The following is a 22,084-nucleotide window of genomic DNA, read 5'->3' as shown; positions in this document are numbered from 1 at the left end:
AAACTAACTTGCACCTGGCGACGAAAAGTTTCCAGACAGCCGGACCAGGCACCGATTCGACGTCGCCCCCCCCCCACAGGACTGGCCATGCTCATCCCGGGCCGCAAAACGGGCAAGCCGGGCATGGTGGTGAACCTGTCCATCGAGAGGCGCGCAGCTCCGGCGACGAGCTGGTGCGCAGCTCAGCGGTTGCGGAAGGCCTGTTCGACGTCGGTGGTGGCCAGGACGCCGTAGACGGCGCCGTTGGCGTCGAGGACCAGGTACTCCGAAGCGGGGTTCTCGCGGAGCGTCGCGAGGATCTCCTCGCCGGTGTCGTTGACGCCGATGATGTGGCCGGCGCCGATCCGGGTGGCGACCTCGCCGACCGTGGTCCACGGGCGCTGGTTCTGAGCGACCGAGTTGACGGCGGATTCCGAGACGAGCGCGTGCGGCTTGTCGTCGCCGTCGATGACCACGACCGCGCCGGCTTGAGCCCCTGCTGCGAGTCGTACGGCCTCCGAGATCGGCGTACCGGCGTGTACTGCGATCGCTCGGCGGGCCAGCGTGCGGACCTGCAGGGAGGGCAGCTTGCTGCGGAGCCGGGCCTGCATCAGGGACGCGGTGGAGCCCATCCAGAGGAAGAACCCGACCGCCAGCGCGATGATGAAGTCGACAAGCGTGGGCTGCCGGTCGAAAACCCGCTCCAGGATCACCGGCGCCGCCAGGACCGCGATCGCGATCAGGCGACCGGCCCAGGCGGCAGCGATCGTGCCCTTGTGCATGTTGCCGGTCAGTTTCCACACGAAGGCGCGCAGCACCCAGCCGCCGTCGAGCGGCAGCCCGGGCAGCAGGTTGGTGACGCCGACGATCAGGTTGGCGATGGCGAGCTCGAACAAGGCGACATACCCGACGCCCTCATCCACAGCCCGCGAGCCGAGGTAGGCGAGGCCGCCGACCAGCAGCGACGCCAGCGGGCCGACCACGGAGACGGCGAACTCCTCGAAGGGGCTCTTCCGCTCCCCCTCGATGTGCGTGCCGGCCGCGAAGAAGCCGAGGTTGATCTCGGTCACCGAGATGCCGAACCGCAGCGCGACCAGCGCGTGCGCCAGCTCGTGGATCAGGATCGAGGCGGTGAACGCGACCACGAAGGCGAACGACGCGACGTAGCGCCAGCTGCCCAGCTCGGGGAACTGCTGCCCGATCACGCTGGCGAAACCGAGCGCCAGCAGCATCGCCACCGGCAGCCAGGTGAACCGCATGGTCAGCTTGATCCCGCGGACACGACCGATCACCCAGGTACCGGGGGTTGGGCCGGCAGGCTGGGCGGGACTCTGGGGATCACGCGAATCGGACATCGGTGCAACGCTACTGGTCCCCTGTTAACAAGCCTTACACCCCCACGGCAAGCCGAGCCGTGAATCCGCTCTTCACGTCCCCGCTGATCGTCGCCAGCTGGTGCACGGCCGCGTCGTCGCGGAACACGTTGTCGGTCCGCAGCGACGTGTTCGCGAGGTTCTGGGCGCTGCCGTCGTAGCCGGTGGTCGCGTAGACCGTTTTGCAGGCTTCCTCGGGCAGCGCGAGCTGTGAGGTCGCGCTGATCTTCCCCGCGGCCGTCGCCTCGGACAGCGACGAGTAGACCTCGAAGTGGATGTGCGGCCATCTCCCCTGGTACGCCGCTGGGAAGATCGTGGTGAAGGTGACCTCGCCGGCCGCATTCGCAGCCTGTACTCCGCGGCAGTAGTTCTCGTTGGTGATCTCGCCGTCGTAGAGCGAGTAGCGGCCCTGGGCGTCGCAATGCCACAGGTAGACCGCCGCACCGGCCAGAGGCGTGTCCTTCGCCGCATCCAGTACTACGAGTTGCACCGTCAGCGGGACGCCCTCAGCCACCCCGGTCGCGCTGCCGAAACTCTTGGTGAGGTCACTGCGCACGATGCCCGACTCGGTCAGCACGTTCGGCCCATTGGACCCGTCCCCCGGGAACGGCCCCGCCGTCTCCTCCGGGATCTCGTCGACACCGGTCCCCGACGGCGTGCTGCTCGTCGTACCGGCCGCGCTCGGCGACGAGCCGCCGGACGTGCTCGTGTCCGCCGCACAGCCGGCGACCACCGCCAGGCCGGCTCCGGCGAACAGCCTGAGGACGTTGCGTCGGCGGAGCATGCCGAGGTCGAATTCGAGGCCTCTGTCGTGGTCGTGCATGTCGGTCTCCCTTGCTTGGTGCCTCCAGCGTGCCGACCCCGACCGATGGTTCGCCGAAAGTCTGCTGGGAGTTCGCTGGGAGCCCGTTGTCCACAACCAGTGCGGCGACGGCCCCGACTGTCCGTGGTCTCGCCTAGCCTTGGCGGCATGAGCGTCGCACCAGCAGTCGACAAGCACGGCCACCCGAACGGAGCGCTGTCTCCGTCCCGGGCGGCGGACTTCATGAGCTGCCCGCTCAAGTACCGGTTCCGGGTGATCGACCGGCTGCCGGAGAAGCCTTCGCCGGCCGCGGTCCGGGGCACCGTCGTGCACGCCGTCCTGGAGCGGCTCTTCGACCTGCCGAGCGGCCAGCGGACGCTGGAGCACGCCGCCGAGATGCTCGAGCCGCAATGGCAGAAGCTGCTCGAGGCCGAGCCCGAGGTCGCGGAGCTGTTCGCCGAGGACGCCGACGGCGAGGAGCTCGCCAAGTGGCTGGCCGAGGCGCACGGGCTGCTCGGCAAGTACTTCAAGCTCGAAGACCCCAACCTATTGGAGCCGGCCGAGCGCGAGCTGTACGTGGAGACCGAGCTGGAGTCGGGCCTGACCCTACGGGGATACGTCGACCGCCTCGACGTCGCGCCGACCGGTGAGATCCGGGTGGTCGACTACAAGACCGGCCGGTCGCCGTCGGAGTTCTTCGAGGCCAAGGCGCTCTTCCAGATGAAGTTCTACGCGCTGGTGCTGTGGCGGCTGCGCGGCGTCGTACCGGCGATGCTGCAGCTGGTCTACCTCGGCAACGGCGAGATCGTCCGGTACGTTCCCGACGAGGCCGACTTGCGCGCTTGTGAACGCAAGGTCGGCGCGCTCTGGACCGCGATCACCCGGGCGCTGGAGTCCGGCGACTGGCGGCCGAGCCCGGGTCCGCTGTGCGACTGGTGCGACCACAAGGCCATCTGCCCCGCCTGGGGCGGCACTCCGCCGCCGCTTCCGAACCGCTCGGTCGAGGAGGTCGCGCAGGAGTCCGCGGGCGTCGATCTGGTCGGAGTCGACGGATGAAAAGCTGCCGTATCACCGAGCTGAGTTTCTGCTCACACCCGGTCGATGCCATTGACAACCGCCCGGTCGGGATACGGTCCGCACTATGAGTCATCCGCATCCCGACCTCGGCCAGCCGCCCCGCCTCCCCGACACCGCGCTCCGCGTGGTCGCTCTGGGCGGTCTCGGCGAGATCGGCCGCAACATGACCGTGTTCGAGTACCGCGGCCGGTTGCTGATCGTGGACTGCGGCGTGCTGTTCCCCGAGGAGCACCAGCCGGGCGTCGACGTGATCCTGCCCGACTTCGGCTACATCCGGGACCGGCTGGACAAGATCGACGCGATCGTCCTCACGCACGGCCACGAAGACCACATCGGCGGCGTCCCGTACCTGCTCAAGGAGCGCGCCGACATCCCGGTGATCGGCTCCAAGCTGACCCTGGCGTTCATCACCTCCAAGCTCAAGGAACACCGGATCACCCCGAAGACGATCGAGGTCAAGGAGGGCGACCGGCGCAAGGTCGGCACCTTCGAGACCGAGTTCTTCGCCGTCAACCACTCGATCCCGGACGGCCTGGCGGTGGCGATCCGGACCAAGGCCGGCATCGTCCTGCACACCGGCGACTTCAAGATGGACCAGTTCCCGCTGGACCGCCGGCTGACCGACCTGCGCGGCTTCGCCAAGCTGAGCGAAGAGGGCGTCGACCTGTTCATGACGGACTCGACCAACGCCGAGGTGCCCGGCTTCACCACGTCGGAGAAGGACCTCGGCCCGGCGATCGACACCGTCTTCCGGACTGCTCCCGGCCGGATCATCGTCTCCAGCTTCGCCAGCCACGTGCACCGGATCCAGCAGGTGCTCGACGCGGCCAAGCTCGGTGGCCGCAAGGTCGCCTTCGTCGGCCGCTCGATGGTGCGCAACATGGGCATCGCCGGCGACCTGGGCTACCTGAAGGTGCCGAAGGGGCTGATCGTCGACCTGAAGGAGCTGGAGAAGCTCCCCGACCGCAAGGTCACCCTGATCTGCACCGGCTCCCAGGGTGAGCCGATGGCGGCCCTGGCCCGGATGGCGAACCGCGATCACATGATCCGGATCGGCGAGGGCGACACGGTGCTGATGGCCAGCTCGCTGATCCCCGGCAACGAGAACGCGATCTACGGCCTGATCAACGGCCTGATCCGCTGGGGCGCGAACGTCGTGCACAAGGGCAACGCCAAGGTGCACGTCTCCGGTCACGCCAGCGCCGGCGAGCTGGTCTACTGCTACAACCTGATCAAGCCCCGCAACGTGATGCCCGTCCACGGCGAGTACCGGCACCTGAAGGCGAACGCGGCACTCGCGGTCGCCACCGGGGTACCGGCCGATCGGGTGATCATCGCCGAGGACGGCGTGGTCGTCGACCTGGACAAGGGCCGGGCGAAGATCGTCGGCAAGGTCGAGGCCGGGTATGTGTACGTCGACGCGATGACGGTCGGCGGGGTCACCGAGGCGAACCTCAAGGACCGCCGCACGCTGGCCGAGGAGGGCGTCGTCACCGTCGTTCTGCTGGTCGATGCCAACACGGGCCTGCTGGCCGAGCCGCCGGACTTCCTGGCCCGCGGTTTCGTCCACGACGACACCACCTTCAAGGACGTCATCCCGGTCATCGAGGACACCTTGGCCAAGGCCGCCTCGGAGAGCATCGGCGATGCCAACGCCCTCGAAGAGCTCGTCGGCCGCGCGGTAGGCAACTGGACCTGGCGCCACTGGCGCCGCCGCCCGGTCATCATCCCCGTCGTCATCGACGCCTGACAGCAGTCGGTCCCGCCCGCCACCGACCACGGGTGGTGGGCGGGCTGGTACGTCCGTCCGGGCTGGTGGATCGTCGCGGACCCGGCGGGGGTTAGCGTTCTCGCTGTGACGGTGAGAGTTGTCGGGCAGGGCGTTGCCATCCGGACCAGCGGGCTGGGGAAGAGTTACGGGTCCGGGGACACCCGGGTGGAGGCGCTGGCCGACGTCGACCTGGAGTTCGGCAAGGGCAGGTTCACCGCGATCATGGGCCCGTCCGGCTCGGGCAAGTCGACCTTGCTGCACTGCCTGGCCGGGCTCGATCGCCCGACCGCCGGCCAGGTCATGCTCGGCGACGTCGACCTCACCCGGCTCGACGAGAAGCGCCTCACCCATCTGCGGCGCGACCGGATCGGGTTCGTCTTCCAGGCCTTCAACCTGGTCCCGACCCTGACCGCGATGGAGAACATCACCCTCCCCCTCGACCTCGCCAACCGCAAACCGGACCAGGAATGGGTCGACAAGGTCGTCACCGCGATCGGCCTCCAGGACCGCCTTCACCACAAGCCGTCCGAGCTGTCCGGCGGCCAGCAGCAACGCGTCGCCTGCGCCCGCGCCCTCGCCTCCCGCCCCGAGGTCGTGTTCGCCGACGAACCGACCGGCAACCTCGACTCCCGCTCGTCCGCCGACGTGCTCGGCTTCCTGCATCGCTCGGTCCGCGAGTTCGGCCAGACCGTCGTGATGGTCACCCACGACCCGACCGCGGCCTCGTACGCCGATCGCGTGGTCTTCCTCGCCGACGGCCGGCTGCAGGACGAGCTGCTCGACCCGACCGCGGACACCGTGCTCGACAAGATGAAGCAGCTCGACACCCAAGAGGCCGGCTGATGCTCAAGCTCGGCCTCCGGTCGGTGCTCGCGCACCGGCTCCGGTTCGTGCTGTGCACGGTCGCCGTCCTGCTCGGCGTCGCCTTCGTCGGCGGCGCGCTGATCTTCACCGACACGCTCTCGGCCGCGCTGAAGAAGAACTTCGCCGGCAGCCCGTCCGACATCACCGTCACCCCGGTCGAGAACCTCAAGCACAACGCCGGCCTGTCCAACGCCCGCCCGGCCACGCTCACGTCCGACCTCGCCAACCAGATCGCCAACCTCCCCGGCGTCGCCAGCAGCGACCCTCAGGTACTCGTCCCCGGCGCCCAGATCCTCGGTACCGACGGCAAGCCGACCGAAGCGTTCGGCCTACCGACGTACGCCACCGGCTGGCCGCACGACCCCCGGACGGCCAACCTCAAGCTCCTCGCCGGCCAGCCCCCGCAGGGTCAGGAGCAACTCGCCCTCGACCAGTCGACTGCGAAGCGCGAGGGCTACGAGGTCGGCGACCAGGTCAAGGTCGTCACCCCGGGCAAGGCCGTCACCGCGACGATGACCGCGATCACCACCCCGAACCTCACCGGCGCGTCGGCCGGAGCCCCGCTGATCACCTTCGACTCGGTCACCGCCCAGCGGCTGCTGCTCGGCAGCCCCGGCTGGACCTCGATCACCGTCGCGGTCCAACCCGGTCAAGACGTCCAGACAGTTATCCAGGCGATCAGCAAGGTCGCGGGCAAGGACGTCAGCGTCCGGACGGCGGCGCAGGTCTCGGCGGACGGTGAGAGCGCCGTCGACAACACCTTCGGCGGCTTCAGCGCGGTACTGCTGCTGTTCGCCGGGCTCGCCCTGTTCGTCGGCACGTTCCTGATCGTCAACACCTTCTCGATGCTCGTCGCCCAGCGCTCCCGCGAGCTCGCCATGCTCCGCGCGATCGGCGCTTCCCGGGGCCAGGTCACCAGCACGGTCATGATCGAGGCGCTCATCATCGGCGCGATCGGCTCCACCCTCGGCCTGTTGATCGGCGCCGGCGTCGCCGCCGCCCTGCAGGCGTTCTACCAGTCCCTCGACCTCGCGATCCCCGGGTCGAGCCTGCAGATCAGCGCCCCGACCGTGATCGCCTGCTACCTCGTCGGCATCGGCGTCACCCTCTTCGCGGCCCTGCCCGCAGCACGTCGCGCCGGGAAGCTGCCCCCCGTCGCGGCAATGCGTGACGACGTCAGCGTCCCCGAACGCTCACTGCTCCTCCGCCTCATCATCGGCAGCTTCCTGCTCCTGATGACCGCCTTCCTGGTCGCGATCGCCTTCACTCTGCAAGGCCTGCCTGCGGCCATCCTCCTCGGCCTCGGCGCCGGTCTCGCCCTGCTGGGCGTGGTGATGACCAGCCCCCTGATCAGCCGGTACGCCGTCCGCGGGCTGATGGCCCCATTCGGCCGCAAGGCCCCGATCACGCTCGGTCGACGCAATGCGGCACGCAACCCCCGGCGTACGGCGGCGACCGCGTCCGCCCTGATGATCTCGGTCGCTCTCGTGAGCGGGCTGGTCGTCATCGCCGCGTCCGCCAAGGCCTCGGTCAACCGCAATCTGCAGGACGCGATCGGTACCGCCGAACTCCTGGTCAGCGGCGACGAGCCGTTCAGCAGCGAGGTCGGCGACAAGATCGCCAAGGTCCCCGGCGTCGCCGCGGTGCACCGGGTCCGGCAGATGCCCGGCGATATCGACGGCCACCGGGTCACCGTGGCCGGCATCGACGACGGGACCATCGACGGCCCGATCACCACCCGGTTCGTCTCCGGCTCGGCTGACGGCCTCGAGGACGGCGAAGCCGTCATCCCCCGCAACCTCGCCAAGCAGCTCGACCTGGTCGTCGCGAAGAAGTTCGAGCTGACCACGACCAGCGGCAAACAGACACTGCAGGTGGCCGGCATCATCGCGCCGAACCGCCAGCTCAACGCGATCATCCTGGCCCAGCCCGCCTTCGCCAAGGCCGGCGGCGCGAGCACCGACAACACCCTGTACGTCGATGTTGCCGACGGCACCAATTCGGGCCAGGTCAAGCTGGCGGTGGCCGCCGCGCTGACCGACTACCCCGCCGTCGCGGTCCGCGACCAGCAGGCGTTCGCGAAGAGCCAGCAGCAGCCGATCGACATGGTGCTCGCGGTGATCGCGATGCTGCTCACGCTCGCGATCATCATCGCCGTGCTCGGCATCGTGAACACGCTCGCGCTCGGCGTGATCGAGCGCACCCGGGAGATCGGCCTGCTCCGGGCGATCGGGATGGACCGGCCGCAACTGCGCCGGATGCTCCAGGTCGAGGCGATCGCGATCGCTTTGCTCGGCGCGTTGCTGGGGTTGCTGGTCGGGGTCCTGTTCGCGGCGGCGATCCAGCACGTGATGACGGAGGACGGCCTCAGCGTCCTCGACATCCCCGTGTTCCAGCTGCTGATCGCGGTCGTGGTGGCGGGCGTGGTCGGCGTACTGGCTGCAGTGTGGCCGTCACGGCGCGCAGCGAAGCTCGACGTACTGCGGGCGATCGCGGCCGAGTGACGTGTCCGAGCCGCAGCCACGACAGGCAATCGCAGGTAGCCTGCGGGTGTGCCGGGCAGCGTGCAGTCGATCGAGCGGGCCGCGGCCGTGCTGCGACTGCTCGCCGCAGCGCCGAACGGCTTGGGTGTCGCTGACCTCGGCAATGCGCTCGGGTTGGCGAAGACGACAGTGCACGGCATTCTGAAGACGCTGCATCAGGTTGGTTTCGTGGAGCAGGACCGCAGCGGGGCGCACTATCGGCTCAGTGACGCGTTCGGGCGGCTCGGCGAGACATACCTCGATCCGAACGAGCTGCGGAGCCGGGCGATCAACTGGGCCGACTCGCTGGCGTCTCGCAGCGGCGAGGTGGTCCGGGTCGGACGGCTCGTCGAGGGCAAGGTGGTCGTCGTCCACCACGTCTTCCGGCCGGACGACAGCGATCAGGATCTCGACGTCGGTACTACGCTCCCGCCGCACGCGTGCGCTCTCGGCAAGGCGGTGCTCGCCTTCGATGCGTCCGGAGCTGCCCGGCCGCGGAAGCTCGACGCCTATACGACGCGGACCATCACGGATCCCGCCCGTTTGGCGGAGGAGCTGACCGCCGTACGGGCGAAGGGGTGGGCCGGAGAGTTCGAGGAGCACACGGTCGAGCTGGCCGGGATCGCCGCGCCGATCCGAGGGTTGGGCGGGCTCGTCGTCGGCGCGGTCGGCCTCACCGGCCAGATCGAACGCATCTGCGACAGCCGCCTCCGCCACCGCACCGACCTGGTCACCATGGTCCGGGCCACCGCCGAAGCCATCGGCCGAGACCTCCGCGAGGACCGCTGATGGCCTCCCACCACCTCTGCCCTCCGCCGCCCTTCGGAGGTCGCACCGATGGCTGAGCAATATGTTGCTGCGGTCGACCAGGGGACCAACTCCACCCGGTGCATCTTGTTCGATCGGCGGGGGCGGTTGGTGTCGGTGGCGCAGCGGGAGCATCGGCAGATCTTTCCCAAGCCGGGGTGGGTCGAGCACGACGCGGCGGAGATCTGGCGCAACGTCACGCGCGTAGTACCGGCCGCGATCCGCCAGATCGGCGCCGAGCCGTCCCAGATCGTTGCCATCGGCATCACCAACCAGCGCGAGACCAGCCTGCTCTGGGACCGCCGCACCGGCCAGCCGATCGGGCACGCCGTCGTCTGGCAGGACACCCGCACCGACCGGCTCGTCCAGGAACTCGCCGGCGACGAGGGTACGGACCGCTTCGCCGACCTCTGCGGCCTGCCGCTGACCACGTACTTCTCCGCCCCAAGACTCCGCTGGATGCTCGACCACACCCCCGGCCTGCGCGCGCGAGCCGACCGCGGCGAGGTGCTGTTCGGCACGATGGAGAGCTGGCTGATCTGGAACTTCACCGGCGGCCCCGACGGCGGTCTGCACGCGACGGACGTGACGAACGCCAGCCGGACGATGCTGATGAACATCGAGACGCTCGAGTGGGACGACCAACTGCTGGCCGCGTTCGACGTACCGCGCAGCGTCCTGCCCGAGATCCGGCCGTCGTCGGGCGTCTTCGCGACCGCGACCATGGTGCTCCCCGGCGTACGGATCGGTGCGGCCCTCGGCGATCAGCAGGCAGCGCTGTTCGGGCAGACGTGTTTCAGCCCCGGCGAGGCCAAGTGCACCTATGGCACCGGCTCGTTCCTGCTGCTGCACACGGGCAAGGAGATCGTACGGTCGACGCACGGCATGCTCACGACGGTCGCCTACCAGATCGGGTCGGAGCCTGCGGCGTACGCGCTGGAAGGGTCGATGGCGGTCACCGGCTCGCTGGTGCAGTGGTTCCGGGACGGCCTCGGCCTGATCCACACCGCCGCCGAGATCGAGACGCTCGCGCGCACGGTCGAGGACAACGGCGGCGCCTACATCGTGCCCGCGTTCTCAGGACTGTTCGCGCCGCATTGGCGCAGTGAGGCCCGTGGGGTGATCGCCGGGCTCACGTCGTACATCACCAAGGGCCATCTCGCCCGGGCGGTGCTCGAGGCGACCGGGTTCCAGACGCTCGAGGTCGTCGACGCGATGAACGCCGACTCCGGGATCGCGCTCAAGGCGCTCAAGGTCGACGGCGGCATGACGGCGAACAACCTGCTGATGCAGTTCCTCGCCGACCTGCTCGACGTACCGGTGGTGCGGCCGATGGTCACCGAGACGGTGTCGCTCGGCGCCGCGTACGCCGCCGGCCTAGCGGTTGGCTACTGGCCCGACCTCGAAGGCCTGCGGAGCAACTGGCACCGAGCCGGCCAGTGGCTCCCCCACATGGATCCGGACCGGCGCGCCACGGAGTACGCGAACTGGCAGGCAGCGGTCCAGCGCACCTTCGGCTGGATCCGCCCCGACCAGTAGGGCTCAGGGACGCCAGATCCAGTTCCTGCGGTCGTACCGGACCTCGAACCCGGCCCGCATCATGTTGTTGAGTGAGCTGTTCTTCGAGCCCTCATCCGGCTTGCCTGTCTCCGCGCTGAACCACTTCACGCCCTCGGCCACCGCCCGGGCAGCCCGCGCCGCCAGCAGCGCCGACTGCGCACCCTTCCCGCGATGCTCCGGCAAGGTCGCCGCGCCGCAGAACTCCGCCACCTCGCTGGTGATCAGCAGCGCCGCCGCAGCGATCAATTGGTCGCCTTCATAAGCCCCGTACGCCGTCCAGCCCGGCTGGCCCACGACGCCCTTCGACATAGGCACCAGCAACTCCTCCGGCATCCCGAACCCACGAGTCAGCACGGTCGCCCAGAGCTCCGCATCGGCCGGCTCGATCTCGGCCACCCGCAACTCCGTCTCCGGCGCGTTGACCAGCCCCGCGGGCCGAGCGAGCTTCACCCACGTACCGCCGCCCGTGATGCCTTCCTTCGCGCAAATCGCGTCCCAGTCCGCCGGCAACACCGACGGGGCGACATTCAGCACCGCGATCGAGTTGCCGTTGCCGCGGTAGAAGTCGGTGACCGAGGCAACCACTTCGGCCGTGACCGGCTCGGTGAAACCGAAGCCGAGGGCACGGCTCCAGTAGTTGGTCGCATCGTCTCGCACCGCCAGCGCCACCCCACCGCCGATCCGCGCCGACGCCATCCCGAACCGCTCCATCACCTCCGGCGCCGCATGCGTCTCATACCCCCAGATCGCCTCGGCCTCGGCGGTCTCGAGCAGTTGGGTGATCCGGTCCAGCGACATGTGCGAGGTCCTCCGGGTATGAGTGATTCTTCAACCAGGGTAGGCGATCCGGCCAAGCCGGGACGTTTCGACCAGGGTCGAAGAGCGGCAACCGTGATGTGGCTGTCAAGCGTTTGACACGGCCGCTGCCTAGCGTCGCAGGCGTTCGATGACAAGCAGACAAACTCGGGAGGAAACCATGTCCTCGGTACGCAACCTGCTGATCGCCGCAACCCTCGGTACCGCCTCGATCGTCGCCGCTCCGGTGGGCGCACAGGCGTCCGGCACCCAGGTCCAGGCAGGGCTGAAGATCACTCACATCGTTTGCCATCAGCAAGAAGACTTCACCGGCGCCGACGACGCCTACCTGGTGCAGGACGGCAAGGTGCTGTGGGGTCCGGTCCAGATGATCTCGGGCGACAGCAAGGACATCCAGGACGTCCCGGTCACCCAGGACCATGTGCTCACGCTGATGGAGGGTGACTCGCCGGACGACGACGACAACCTCGGCGCGAAGAAGATCACCGGCGCCGGCGACTACCAGTTCACCGACGACGAGGCGAACTACACCGTCACCATCGCGAACCAGTAGGCGGCCGCGCGGCTCCTCGCAGCGAGCGGGGAGCCGCTACGGCTTCCAGGTCCAGGACGGCCGGTCGTACAGGTCCTTGAAACCGGCCCGGCGCATGTTGTCCAGCGACGGGTTCCGCTCACCCTCGGCCGGCTTGCCTGTCTCGGTGGACAGCCACTTGCAGCCGGCCGCGAGCGCATCCTCCACCCGCAACGCGATCAGCGCGGACTGGGCTCCGCGCCCCCGGTACTCCGGCAAGGTCGCCGCGCTCACGCACTCACCGACCTCACCGTGGACATACAGCCCGGCCGTCGCCACCAACTTGCCGCCATCCCACCCGGCGTACGGCTGGAAGGCCGGTACCTGGCACAGCGCGGCCAGCATCCGCCTCAACAATCCGTCCCGGTCCGGCAGGCCGAAGCTGATCATCTGCGTCTCGACCCACGCCCGGACGTCGTCGGAATCGGCTCGATCGACCGGTCCGATCCGCAACGAGGTCCCGGCCTCGGCCACCGGCGAGGCGTCCCGCACCAGCTTCACGACCGTCCCGCCCGCTTCGAGCCCGTACGCCGCCCGGATCTCGTCCCAGTCCGCCGGCAACACGTCCGGCGCCAGGTTGAAATGGGCGATCGGAGTGCCCGCGGCCCGGTAGAACTCGACCACCTCACCGATCAGCTCAGCCGTCACCGGCCGGTCGAACCCGAACCCCTGCGCCCTGGACCAGTACTGCGAAGGGTCGTCCCGCACCGAGATCGCAACCCCGCGGCCGAACCGCTGCCCGGTGATCCCCAGGCCCTCGCGCACCGGCCCCTCGATCCCGGCGATCCCGAACATCAGATCGGCCTCGGCCAGCTCGGCCAGCTCCACGAGATTCATACTGCATACTTTAACCAGCCGGCCCACCTGCTTGCCGCGACAACCGCACGCGGTCAAGCGACCGCCGGCACCTCGTCGGTGATCTGCGCGGCATGCGCCTCCTCGAACCCGGCCGCAGCCAGCCGGTCCAGCGTCCGCTCCAGCACCGCCGTGTCCTCCAGCGTCCGCACCTCGGTGATCTTCCCCCACCGCATCCGGACGAACTGATGCACGACGTTCTCGTACCGCGACCCGTCGACCACGCCGACCTTGACCGTCACCGCGGTCGCCACCCGGGTGTCCCACGGCCAGCCGGCGACCAGCACGTCCCGTACCTCGAAGGTTGTCTCCGGCAACAACCTGAAGCACCGCTCCCACCACCGCCGGAGCGCGTCGCGCGTATGCCGCTCACCACCCAGCGCGTGGTCACCGTAGAACCGGTAGGTGAACTCCGGCGCCATCCCGGCCACCATCGCCTCCCAGTTGCCGGCGCTGATCTCCGCGAACGCCGCCCGCACCTTGCCCGCCACGATCCGGTGGTACATGCCGCTCTCCCCTCGTCGGTGTGGCTCCGAGCCTAGGCCTAGTGAGTTCAATGCAGCAACTGACTAAACTGATGACATGCGGAACACGAGCTTCGCCGAGATGCACTGCTCCCTCGCCCAGTCGCTGGAGGTGATGGGCGACTGGTGGAGTCCACTGATCCTGCGCGACCTGTACCTGGGCCTGGACCGGTTCGACCAGTTCGTCGCCGACCTCGGCATCTCCCGCAACCTGCTCACCGCCCGCCTGGCCACGCTCGTCGAGGCCGGCCTGGTGGCGCGTACGCCGTACCAGGAGAACCCGGTCCGCTACGCCTACTCCCTCACGCAACCCGGCCGCGAACTGATCCCCGTCCTGATCGCCCTCACCGCCTGGGGCGACCGCTGGGCCACCCCACCCGCCGGCCAGCCCATCCGCTTCACCCACACCACCTGCGGCAAGCCCTCGACTCCCACGATCTGCTGCTCCGAGTGCGGCGACCAACTCACCACCGCCAACACCACCGCGTCCCCCGGCCCCGGCGGCCGTTCAGCGCCAGGCACGGCGCTGATCGCCTCCGTCCTGCAGACATGACAGCAGCCCCGAGGGAAACCCTCGGGGCTGCTGCTGAACAGAGGCTCAGGCTGGGGACACGATGTCCGGTGCTCCCAAGCGGACCTTGTCGGCGGATTCGTCGTCGGGCTGGTCCTGGGAGTCGCGCTCGGACTGCACGCGCTGCTTGTAGAAGGAGACCTCGCGCTCGATCGTCTCCTCGCTCCAGCCCAGCACCGGCGCCATCAGGCGGGCAGCCGCCTCGGCCGCTTCCACGCCGCGGTCCCAGGCCTCGATCGAGATCCGGGTCCGGCGCGCCAGGATGTCGTCCAGGTGGCGGGCGCCTTCGTTCGTTGCGCCGTACACGACCTCAGCCTTGAGGTAGTCCTGCGTGCCAGGCAACTGCTCGCCCAGCGACGGGTCCTTCTCGACCAGCGCCAGCACCTCGTCGATCAGTGCGCCGTACCGGTTGAGCAGGTGCTCGATCCGGGCCACGTGCAGCCCCGACCGCTGCGCGATCAGGTGCCGCTGGTTCCACATCGCGTGGTAGCCGTCGGCGCCGACCAGCGGCGTGTTCTTGGTGACCGACTTCGGTACCCGCCCGTCGAGCGCGTTCGCGGCCGCGTCGACGGCGTCCTTGGCCATCACCCGGTACGTCGTGTACTTGCCACCGGCAACCACTACGAGCCCGGGGGCCGCGTGCGCGACGACATGCTCACGCGACAGCTTCGAGGTGCTCTCCGACTCCCCCGCCAGTAGGGGTCGGAGCCCGGCGTACACGCCCTCGACGTCCTCGCGCGTCAACGGCGTCACCAGCACTGCGTTCACGTGGTCGAGCAGGTAGTCGATGTCCTTGCTGGTCGCGGCCGGGTGGGCCTTGTCCAGGTTCCAGTCGGTGTCGGTGGTACCGATCAGCCAGTGCCGGCCCCACGGGATGATGAACAGCACGGACTTCTCGGTCCGCAGGATCATCCCGGTGCTGGACTGGATCCGGTCCTTCGGCACCACCAGGTGGATGCCCTTCGACGCGCGCACGTGGTACTGCCCGCGCTCGCCGACCATCGCCTGGGTGTCGTCGGTCCACACGCCGGTCGCGTTGACGACCTGCTTGGCGCGGACCTCGAACTCCCGCCCGCTCTCCAGGTCCTTCGCCTGTACGCCGGTGACGCGCTCCCCCTGTCGCAGGAAGCCGGTCACCTTGACCCGGTTGGCGACATGTGCGCCGTACGACGCCGCAGTACGGGCCAGCTCCATCGTGTGACGAGCGTCGTCGACCTGCGCGTCGTAGTACTGAAGAGCGCCGACCAGTGCCGACTTCTTCAACGACGGCGCCAGCCGCATCGCTCCACGCCGGGTCAAGTGCTTATGGATCGGCAGGCCCGCGCCGAGACCCGAGCTGAGCGCCATGGCGTCGTACAGGGCCACACCGGAGCCGGCGTAGAACCGCTCCCACCACCGGTGCTGCAGCGGGTAGAGGAACGGCACCGGCTTCACCAGGTGCGGTGCCAGGCGTTGCAGGAGCAGTCCACGCTCCTGCAACGCCTCGTGCACCAGACGGAAGTCCAGCATCTCCAGGTAACGCAAGCCACCGTGCACCAGCTTGCTGGACCGGCTGGAGGTGCCGCTCGCGAAGTCGCGAGCCTCCAGCAGTCCGGTGGTCAGGCCCCGGGTGGCGGCGTCGAGGGCCGACCCGGTGCCGACCACCCCGCCACCGATCACCAGGACGTCGAGTTCCCGGCCGTCGGCCATCGCCTCGATGGCCTCGGTCCTTGCCTGCGGTGACAGTGCCACTGCGCCCACGTCTGTTCCTTCCGTCGTTCCCTCGTACTGCAAAACCCTCGTACTACTTAACGCTGCCCACTACCGCGTTAGTCCACGTCCACCCAGTCGAGGGTGCGCTGGACGGCCTTCTCCCAGCCCTTGTACCCCTCGGCGCGCTGCTCGTCGTTCCACTCCGGGTTCCAGCGCTTGTCCTCGTTCCAGTTCTGCACCAGCTCGTCGGTGTTGTTCCAGAACCCCACCGCCAGGCCGGCCGCGTACGCCGCTCCCAGGGCCGTCGTCTCGGCGACCACCGGCTTGCTCACCGGCACCCCGAGGATGTCGGCCTGCATCTGCATGCAGAGCTCGTTCGCCGTGACTCCGCCGTCGACCTTGAGGACCTCCAGCTTGACGCCCGAGTCCTTCTCCATCGCGTCGGCGACGTCCTTGCTCTGGTAGCAGATCGCTTCCAGTGTTGCTCGCGCCAGGTGGGCGTTGGTGTTGAACCGGGACAGCCCGACGATCGCACCACGCGCATCCGACCGCCAGTAGGGCGCGAACAGGCCGGAGAACGCCGGTACGAAGTACACGCCGCCGTTGTCCGGGACCTGCCGGGCCAGTGTCTCGGTCTCGCTCGCGCCGGAGATGATGCCGAGCTGGTCGCGCAACCACTGCACGGCCGACCCGGTGACCGCGATCGATCCCTCGAGCGCGTAGACCGGGGCCTCGTCACCGAACTTGTAGGCCATCGTGCTGAGCAGGCCGGCCTTCGACCGGACCAGCTCGGTACCGGTGTTCAGCAGCATGAAGTTGCCGGTGCCGTAGGTGTTCTTGGCCTCGCCCGGGTTGAAGCAGACCTGGCCGACGGTGGCCGCCTGCTGGTCACCGAGGTCACCAGTCAGCGGTACTACGCCGCCCAGCGGCCCGTTGGTGAGCGTCTCGCCGTACTTGTTCGGGTCCGACGACGGCCGGATCTCCGGCAGCATCTGGCGGGGGATGTTGAAGAACGAGATCAGCTCGTCGTCCCAGTCGAGCGTCTCCAGGTTCATCAGCATCGTGCGGCTGGCGTTCGTCACATCGGTGACGTGGACGCCGCCCTCGGTACCGCCGGTGAGGTTCCACAGCAGCCAGGTGTCGGTGTTGCCGAACACGGCGTCACCGGCCTCGGCAGCCTCGCGGACCCCGTCGACGTTCTCCAGGATCCACTGCACCTTGCCGGCCGAGAAGTACGTCGCCGGCGGCAGGCCGGCCTTCTGCCGGATCACGTCGCCCTTGCCCTCGCGCTCGAGTGCCGAGGCGATCCGGTCGGTCCGGGTGTCCTGCCAGACGATCGCGTTGTAGTACGGCCGGCCGGTCTTGCGGTTCCAGACCACGGCCGTCTCGCGCTGGTTGGTGATGCCGAGCGCCGCCAGGTCGCTCGCATGCAGCCCCTGGGCGTTCAGCGCGGTCCGGATGACCGAGCTGGTCCGCTCCCAGATCTCCACCGGGTTGTGCTCGACCCAGCCGGCCTGCGGCAGGATCTGCTCGTGCTCCAGCTGGTGCTTGCCCACCTCGTTGCCGGAGTGGTCGAAGATCATGAAGCGGGTGCTCGTGGTGCCCTGGTCGACGGCACCTACGAAGTCAGCCATGGAATTTCCTCTCCTCACGCTCGCGGGTCATGCGGTGGTCTTCTCCTCCGGGATCCGGCCCGGCTCCTCGTCCTCGTCGGCGATCGGCAGGTTGCGCCCGACCAGCAGGTCGTACAGGAACGCGCCGACCAGGGCGCCGATGATCGGTGCCACGATCGGCACCCAGAAATAGACGTCCCCGAACTGGTCTTTCATCGCTCCCCCGTACCCGGTGAAGAACGACGCCAGCCGCGGACCGAAGTCACGGGCCGGATTGATCGCGTACCCGGCGTTGGTGCCCCACGCCATCCCGATGCCGACCACCAGCAGGCCGACGATCAGCGGCGCGAGGTTGGCCGCCGGGGAGGTGTTGCGCAGGTCGGTGATGGCCAGGATGACCATCATCAGGATCGCCGTGCCGATGATCTGGTCCCGGAAGCCGCCCCACATGTGGACGCCGAGATCCATGCTGCCGTTGCCCGGCAGGGTCGAGAAGACGCCCTGGGTCTTGATCGTCAGGCCCGGGTCGACCTTGTGCAGTGCCTCGGTGTAGTTCCAGCGAACCACGAGCGCCGCCAGGAACGCTCCGAGGAACTGTGCCACCGAGTACGGCAGCACCTTCTTCCAGCTGAACCCGCGGAACGCCGCCAGCGCGATCGTCACCGCCGGATTCAGGTGCGCGCCGGTCATCCGGCCCGCCACGTAGATACCCAGTGTCACACCGAGTCCCCAGGCCCACGCGATGGAGTCGTGGTCCCCGATCCCGCCCGCGACCACCTGCGCGACCACGCCGCAGCCGAACAGGATCAGGATGAACGTGCCGGCGAGCTCGGCGGAGCACTCCCCCAGAAGGGTCTTCGCCTTGACCGCCTCGGTCGTAGCCATGCTTGATCTCCCTTCCACCCCGTGACGACCACGGAGAACTGGAATGTAGGAGCGTTAGCGAGGCGGCACAACGCCACTCGTTCGACATTGTCGAACGGGACCACCTTGCCACAGGTCTACGACACTCGGGGGCTACGTACGACCTTCGGCGTACCGCGTGGCGGCGGTTCGCAGACCTTGGGCAGACGCCGGGGAGGGTGCCTGGTTCCTAGCGTCGGGGCATGATCTAAATCCAGGGATTGACCAAACGGTACGGCGGCGCGGCCGTCGTCGACGACCTCTCCTTCGCGGTCGGGCCGGGGCGGGTGACCGGGTTCCTCGGGCCGAACGGAGCCGGCAAGTCCACCACGCTGCGGATCCTCGTCGGGCTGGTGCAGGCGACCAGTGGGTCGGCGACGATCGACGGGGTTCCGTACTCCGGGTTGCCTGATCCGCTGCGTCGGGTCGGCGCCTTGCTCGAGGCGACGCCGGTGCAGCGGGGGCGTACGGCGTACCGGCAGCTGCTGGCGCTCGCACAGACGCACGGGCTCGGTCGCGGCCGCGTGGAGGAGGTGCTCGACCTGGTTGGGCTGACCTCGGCGGCGGGCCGGCAGGCGTCGGAGTACTCGCTGGGGATGCGGCAGCGGCTCGGGATCGCTGCGGCGCTGCTGGGCGAGCCGTCGACGCTGATCCTCGACGAGCCGACGAACGGGCTGGACCCGGCCGGGGTCCATTGGCTGCGCAACCTGCTGCGTGCCCAGGCGGCCGAGGGGCGGACGGTGCTGGTGTCGTCGCACCTGATCAGTGAGATGGCCTTGACCGCCGACCAGCTCGTGGTGGTGGGTCGCGGGCGGTTGCTGGCCGATCTGCCGATGGCCGCGCTCACCTCCGGTCATGCGTCGCTCGAAGCGGCGTACCTCCGGCTGACCGGTGATGCGGTCGAGTTCTCGGGAGGATCGCGATGACCAGTGGGCTGACGTTCCAGCACGTACTCCGGTCCGAGTGGACCAAACTGTCGCCGGCGAACTGGGCGGTGCTGATCGCGCTGCCGGTGGTCTTCAGTGCGTTGTCCGCCTGGATCGGGCACGCCAACCATGCCCAGGCGACTTCGGCCACGCTCAGTGTGGGTGGCGGCTTCCTGCTGTTCGCGGTGGCGATCGGGGTGTTCGGGCTGACCATGATGACCAGTGAGTTCCAGTCGGGGGTGATCCGGGCGACCTTCGCCGCGATCCCTCGCCGGCTGCCGGTGTTGTGGGCCAAGGCGATCGTGCTGGTCGTGGTGGCGACACCTGCCTTGCTCGTCGCGTATTTCGGTGCGTTCCTCACCTTCCAGGCGTTCACCGACAGCGCTTTCCGGCTCTCCCTGGGGGATCCGGGGATCTTGCGGTCGTTGTTCGGAGCGGTCGGCGCGACGGTGGCCGCTGGGTTGATGGCGCTTGCGTTGGGGACGCTGCTGCGGAGTACGGCGGGCGCGCTGTCGGCGTACATCCTCTTGCTGGTCGTCCTGCCGTCGGTGCTGATGTCTGCGCTGCCGGTGTCGTTCCAGGGCGCGTTGCCGTACTTCCCCACCCTCGCGCTGCAGGGCATGTTCCGGAACACGTCGGAGGCCATGGTCCAGGTCGGGAGCGCCCCGGACGTGATGCTCTCCCCCGGCGTCTCCAGCGCGGTGGTCCTCGGGTGGGTCATCCTGTTGCTGGCGTGGGCCGCAGCACTGCTCCGGCGCCGCGACGTGTGACCTGGAGGACCCGATGAGAGACCGCTGGAGCGTCCGCCGTTGAGAGGCCGTTGGAGCATCCGACCACCCCGCCTGGCCGTCCGCCTGCCCCGGCGGGTCATCCATCTGCCCGGGCGGGTCATCCGCCCGCCCCGGCGGGTCATCCGTCCGCCCCGCCGGCTGGTGATCCGTCCGCCGCGGCTGGTCGACGCGTGCCTCACCGCGCTCGTGGCGCTGATCGTGCTCCCGGCGACGGTGGGCGGGTCGACCGCACCAGGAGCGATCGGGTCGGGCCCGGGGATCGCCGGTGCGACCTGGCTGCTGTTCGCCGCAGTACACCTGCCGCTGATCTGGCGACGGCGTGCCCCGGTCCTGGTCTTCTGGTCGATCCTCGCCCTGGTCGGCTTCTGCGTTCTGCTGGACGTCGCTGGGGTCTACCTCGTGTTCGCCCCACTGTTCGCCCTCTACGGCGTCGCCCGGTACGCCCGGCTACTCCAGTTGTGGCCCGCGCTCGCGGCAGTACTGACCGCAGTGGTCGTCGCAACCTTGACCAGCGACGGCCACCTCTCGACCCTGATCGGCATCTGCTCCATCGTCGCCGTCATCTGCCTGCTGGCGATCTCCCTGCGCCTGCGAGAGTCGGCTGAGCAAGAACGCATCCGGCACCGGCAGCAAGAACTGGAGGCACAGACGAGGATCGCCGTCGCGGCCGAGCGGACCCAACTGGCCCGCGAGGTACACGACGTGGTGGCACACAACCTCGCCGTCATGGTCGCGCTCGCCGACGGCGCCGCCGCAACAGCCACGACCGACCCCGGCCAGGCGACCGAACTGATGCGGCAGTCGTCCACGACAGGGCGGGCAGCCTTGACCGACATGCGCCGGCTGGTCGGCGTGCTGCGGGACGGTCAGTCACTCGCGAACGGGCAGCCGCTGGCGAACGGGCAATCGCTCACGCCGCAGCCGGGCATCGCCGACCTCGACGACCTCGTCGCCCAGGTCCGCGACGCCGGCCTGTCCGTCGACCTCAGCATCGGGGACCTCGACCTCAGCGTCCGGGAGCTCAGTGAAGCGCTGTCGCCCGGCCTCAGCCTGGCCGTCTACCGGATCGTCCAGGAAGGCCTCACCAACACCCTCAAACACGCCGGCCCCGCCGCCCACGCAACCGTCCGCCTGAACCGCACCCCCGACGGACTGACCCTCGACATCACCGACGACGGCGCCCACACCCCCACCCCCACGCCGATCCCCGGCGGCCACGGCCTCCTCGGCATCACCGAACGCACCACGGCGTACGGCGGCACCATCCGGGCCGTCCCCCTCCACCCAACCGGCTGGCACCTCCACGCCTACCTCCCGCTCGATCCCTCCCCGCCACCCACTGCACCCGCCACGCCGCCACCCGCACCCTCCACGCAGCTGCGCCGGGAGGCGCGAGCATGATCCGAGTCCTCCTCGCCGACGACCAAGCCCTGCTCCGCCTGGGTTTCCGGGCCTTCCTAAGCCAGGAACCGGATCTAGAAGTAGTAGGCGAAGCCGGCAACGGCCAGGAAGCCGTCGCCATGACCAGAACCCTCACCCCCGACGTGGTCCTGATGGACATCCGGATGCCGGTCCTCGACGGCATCGAGGCAACCCGTCAGATCGTCGCGTCCGGCTCCCCCGCCCGGATCCTGGTCCTGACCACCTTCGACCTCGACGACTACGTCTACGCCGCCCTCCGCGCCGGCGCCTCCGGCTTCCTCATCAAGGACGCCCTCCCCGCCGACCTGATCAACGGCATCCGAATAGTCGCCGCCGGCGACGCGGCGGTCGCCCCTGCCGTCACCCGCCGCCTGATCGAGAAGTTCGCCGACCACCTACCGTCTCCCGGCGTACCGGCCTCGGATCCCCCGGCCGGCCTGACTCCCCGCGAACGCGAAATCCTCCTCGAAATCGCCCGCGGCCACTCCAACAAGGAGATCGGCCGACACCTCCACCTGTCCGAAGCAACCGTCAAGGTCCATGTAGGCCGCCTCCTCACCAAACTCAACCTCCGCGACCGAGCCCAAGTCATAGTCCACGCCTACGAAACCGGCATCGTCCGCCCGGGGAGCTAGCCACCCAACC

20 protein-coding genes are annotated in these 22,084 nt (G+C 69.0%); 12 read left to right on the top strand and 8 right to left on the bottom strand.

Features of this window, described 5'->3' with window-relative positions:
- Positions 1–182: 182 nt before the first annotated feature.
- Positions 183–1,334: a M50 family metallopeptidase gene (locus ABD768_RS01005; RefSeq protein WP_343972517.1), complete on the bottom strand. Its 1,152-nt coding sequence runs from the start codon at positions 1,332–1,334 to the stop codon at positions 183–185.
- 34 nt (positions 1,335–1,368) lie between these two features.
- The gene (locus ABD768_RS01000; RefSeq protein WP_344836296.1) at positions 1,369–2,175 is read right to left on the bottom strand and encodes an intradiol ring-cleavage dioxygenase; all 807 of its coding nucleotides are present in this window, start codon (positions 2,173–2,175) and stop codon (positions 1,369–1,371) included.
- 147 nt (positions 2,176–2,322) lie between these two features.
- On the opposite strand from ABD768_RS01000, the gene ABD768_RS00995 reads away from it, so the two are divergent.
- The 6 genes from ABD768_RS00995 (at position 2,323) to glpK (ABD768_RS00970) (ending at position 10,734) form a co-directional block, all read left to right on the top strand.
- Positions 2,323–3,210: a RecB family exonuclease gene (locus ABD768_RS00995; RefSeq protein ID WP_343972523.1), complete on the top strand. Its 888-nt coding sequence runs from the start codon at positions 2,323–2,325 to the stop codon at positions 3,208–3,210.
- A gap of 85 nt (positions 3,211–3,295) precedes the next feature.
- Positions 3,296–4,981, top strand: a complete 1,686-nt coding sequence (locus tag ABD768_RS00990) for a ribonuclease J (protein WP_343972526.1) — start codon at positions 3,296–3,298, stop codon at positions 4,979–4,981.
- Positions 4,982–5,086: 105 nt separating this feature from the next.
- Positions 5,087–5,845: an ABC transporter ATP-binding protein gene (locus ABD768_RS00985; protein WP_344836292.1), complete on the top strand. Its 759-nt coding sequence runs from the start codon at positions 5,087–5,089 to the stop codon at positions 5,843–5,845.
- Positions 5,845–8,370: an ABC transporter permease gene (locus ABD768_RS00980; protein WP_344836289.1), complete on the top strand. Its 2,526-nt coding sequence runs from the start codon at positions 5,845–5,847 to the stop codon at positions 8,368–8,370. The genes ABD768_RS00985 and ABD768_RS00980 overlap by 1 nt, the downstream gene beginning before the upstream one ends.
- Positions 8,371–8,418: 48 nt before the next feature.
- The gene (locus ABD768_RS00975) at positions 8,419–9,177 is read left to right on the top strand and encodes an IclR family transcriptional regulator (protein ID WP_344836286.1); all 759 of its coding nucleotides are present in this window, start codon (positions 8,419–8,421) and stop codon (positions 9,175–9,177) included.
- Between the two features lie 48 nt (positions 9,178–9,225).
- A complete protein-coding gene (gene glpK / locus ABD768_RS00970) occupies positions 9,226–10,734 on the top strand; it encodes a glycerol kinase GlpK (protein ID WP_343972538.1) in 1,509 nt (502 codons plus the stop codon).
- Positions 10,735–10,737: 3 nt separating this feature from the next.
- On the opposite strand, the gene ABD768_RS00965 is transcribed toward glpK (ABD768_RS00970), so the two are convergent.
- Positions 10,738–11,553, bottom strand: coding sequence for a GNAT family N-acetyltransferase (locus ABD768_RS00965; protein ID WP_344836282.1), 816 nt, complete (start codon positions 11,551–11,553; stop codon positions 10,738–10,740).
- A gap of 178 nt (positions 11,554–11,731) precedes the next feature.
- On the opposite strand from ABD768_RS00965, the gene ABD768_RS00960 reads away from it, so the two are divergent.
- A complete protein-coding gene (locus ABD768_RS00960) occupies positions 11,732–12,124 on the top strand; it encodes a hypothetical protein (protein ID WP_343972544.1) in 393 nt (130 codons plus the stop codon).
- Between the two features lie 36 nt (positions 12,125–12,160).
- On the opposite strand, the gene ABD768_RS00955 is transcribed toward ABD768_RS00960, so the two are convergent.
- Complete coding sequence (locus ABD768_RS00955) at positions 12,161–12,979, bottom strand: GNAT family N-acetyltransferase (RefSeq protein ID WP_344836279.1); 819 nt, start codon at positions 12,977–12,979, stop codon at positions 12,161–12,163.
- 53 nt (positions 12,980–13,032) lie between these two features.
- On the bottom strand, positions 13,033–13,503 hold the full coding sequence (locus ABD768_RS00950) for a nuclear transport factor 2 family protein (RefSeq protein WP_343972550.1): 471 nt from the start codon (positions 13,501–13,503) through the stop codon (positions 13,033–13,035).
- Positions 13,504–13,579: 76 nt separating this feature from the next.
- On the opposite strand from ABD768_RS00950, the gene ABD768_RS00945 reads away from it, so the two are divergent.
- Positions 13,580–14,074 (top strand): winged helix-turn-helix transcriptional regulator, encoded by a 495-nt coding sequence (locus ABD768_RS00945; protein WP_344836276.1) that lies wholly within the window; start codon positions 13,580–13,582, stop codon positions 14,072–14,074.
- Between the two features lie 45 nt (positions 14,075–14,119).
- Here ABD768_RS00945 and ABD768_RS00940 read toward each other — a convergent pair whose 3' ends face one another.
- The 3 genes from ABD768_RS00940 to ABD768_RS00930 all read right to left on the bottom strand — a co-directional run bounded on the left by ABD768_RS00940 (position 14,120) and on the right by ABD768_RS00930 (position 18,282).
- Complete coding sequence (locus tag ABD768_RS00940; RefSeq protein WP_344836273.1) at positions 14,120–15,832, bottom strand: glycerol-3-phosphate dehydrogenase/oxidase; 1,713 nt, start codon at positions 15,830–15,832, stop codon at positions 14,120–14,122.
- A 68-nt stretch (positions 15,833–15,900) separates the two neighbouring features.
- Entirely contained in the window at positions 15,901–17,418 is a 1,518-nt protein-coding gene (gene glpK / locus ABD768_RS00935; protein WP_343972559.1) for a glycerol kinase GlpK, read from the bottom strand.
- A gap of 27 nt (positions 17,419–17,445) precedes the next feature.
- Positions 17,446–18,282, bottom strand: coding sequence for an MIP/aquaporin family protein (locus tag ABD768_RS00930; RefSeq protein ID WP_343972562.1), 837 nt, complete (start codon positions 18,280–18,282; stop codon positions 17,446–17,448).
- Positions 18,283–18,521: 239 nt separating this feature from the next.
- Here ABD768_RS00930 and ABD768_RS00925 point away from each other — a divergent pair, with 239 nt between their 5' ends.
- Genes ABD768_RS00925 through ABD768_RS00910 form a run of 4 tightly spaced genes read left to right on the top strand, consistent with a single transcriptional unit; the run spans position 18,522 to position 22,074 of the window.
- Positions 18,522–19,226, top strand: coding sequence for an ABC transporter ATP-binding protein (locus tag ABD768_RS00925; protein ID WP_344836268.1), 705 nt, complete (start codon positions 18,522–18,524; stop codon positions 19,224–19,226).
- Positions 19,223–19,996, top strand: a complete 774-nt coding sequence (locus ABD768_RS00920; RefSeq protein WP_344836266.1) for a hypothetical protein — start codon at positions 19,223–19,225, stop codon at positions 19,994–19,996. Before ABD768_RS00925 ends, ABD768_RS00920 begins: the two co-directional genes overlap by 4 nt.
- 39 nt (positions 19,997–20,035) lie before the next feature.
- Positions 20,036–21,418: a sensor histidine kinase gene (locus ABD768_RS00915; protein WP_344836264.1), complete on the top strand. Its 1,383-nt coding sequence runs from the start codon at positions 20,036–20,038 to the stop codon at positions 21,416–21,418.
- Entirely contained in the window at positions 21,415–22,074 is a 660-nt protein-coding gene (locus ABD768_RS00910; RefSeq protein ID WP_344836262.1) for a response regulator, read from the top strand. Before ABD768_RS00915 ends, ABD768_RS00910 begins: the two co-directional genes overlap by 4 nt.
- Positions 22,075–22,084 lie beyond the last annotated feature (10 nt).

Origin of the sequence: Kribbella ginsengisoli, from assembly GCF_039537185.1 — a bacterium.
GTDB classification, from domain to species: domain Bacteria; phylum Actinomycetota; class Actinomycetes; order Propionibacteriales; family Kribbellaceae; genus Kribbella; species Kribbella koreensis.
This window is presented reverse-complemented; position numbering and strand designations above follow the sequence as displayed.

What these genes read in the sequence shown, in the direction of transcription:
- ABD768_RS00960 (WP_343972544.1), top strand. Translation starts at nt 11,732, where the DNA reads ATGTCCTCGGTACGCAACCTGCTGATCGCCGCAACCCTCGGTACCGCC.
- ABD768_RS00955 (WP_344836279.1), bottom strand. Translation starts at nt 12,979, where the DNA reads ATGAATCTCGTGGAGCTGGCCGAGCTGGCCGAGGCCGATCTGATGTTC.
- ABD768_RS00945 (WP_344836276.1), top strand. Translation starts at nt 13,580, where the DNA reads ATGCGGAACACGAGCTTCGCCGAGATGCACTGCTCCCTCGCCCAGTCG.
- ABD768_RS01005 (WP_343972517.1), bottom strand. Translation starts at nt 1,334, where the DNA reads ATGTCCGATTCGCGTGATCCCCAGAGTCCCGCCCAGCCTGCCGGCCCA.
- glpK (WP_343972538.1), top strand. Translation starts at nt 9,226, where the DNA reads ATGGCTGAGCAATATGTTGCTGCGGTCGACCAGGGGACCAACTCCACC.
- ABD768_RS00990 (WP_343972526.1), top strand. Translation starts at nt 3,296, where the DNA reads ATGAGTCATCCGCATCCCGACCTCGGCCAGCCGCCCCGCCTCCCCGAC.
- ABD768_RS00910 (WP_344836262.1), top strand. Translation starts at nt 21,415, where the DNA reads ATGATCCGAGTCCTCCTCGCCGACGACCAAGCCCTGCTCCGCCTGGGT.
- ABD768_RS00980 (WP_344836289.1), top strand. Translation starts at nt 5,845, where the DNA reads ATGCTCAAGCTCGGCCTCCGGTCGGTGCTCGCGCACCGGCTCCGGTTC.
- ABD768_RS01000 (WP_344836296.1), bottom strand. Translation starts at nt 2,175, where the DNA reads ATGCACGACCACGACAGAGGCCTCGAATTCGACCTCGGCATGCTCCGC.
- ABD768_RS00950 (WP_343972550.1), bottom strand. Translation starts at nt 13,503, where the DNA reads ATGTACCACCGGATCGTGGCGGGCAAGGTGCGGGCGGCGTTCGCGGAG.
- ABD768_RS00995 (WP_343972523.1), top strand. Translation starts at nt 2,323, where the DNA reads ATGAGCGTCGCACCAGCAGTCGACAAGCACGGCCACCCGAACGGAGCG.
- ABD768_RS00965 (WP_344836282.1), bottom strand. Translation starts at nt 11,553, where the DNA reads ATGTCGCTGGACCGGATCACCCAACTGCTCGAGACCGCCGAGGCCGAG.
- glpK (WP_343972559.1), bottom strand. Translation starts at nt 17,418, where the DNA reads ATGGCTGACTTCGTAGGTGCCGTCGACCAGGGCACCACGAGCACCCGC.
- ABD768_RS00930 (WP_343972562.1), bottom strand. Translation starts at nt 18,282, where the DNA reads ATGGCTACGACCGAGGCGGTCAAGGCGAAGACCCTTCTGGGGGAGTGC.
- ABD768_RS00920 (WP_344836266.1), top strand. Translation starts at nt 19,223, where the DNA reads ATGACCAGTGGGCTGACGTTCCAGCACGTACTCCGGTCCGAGTGGACC.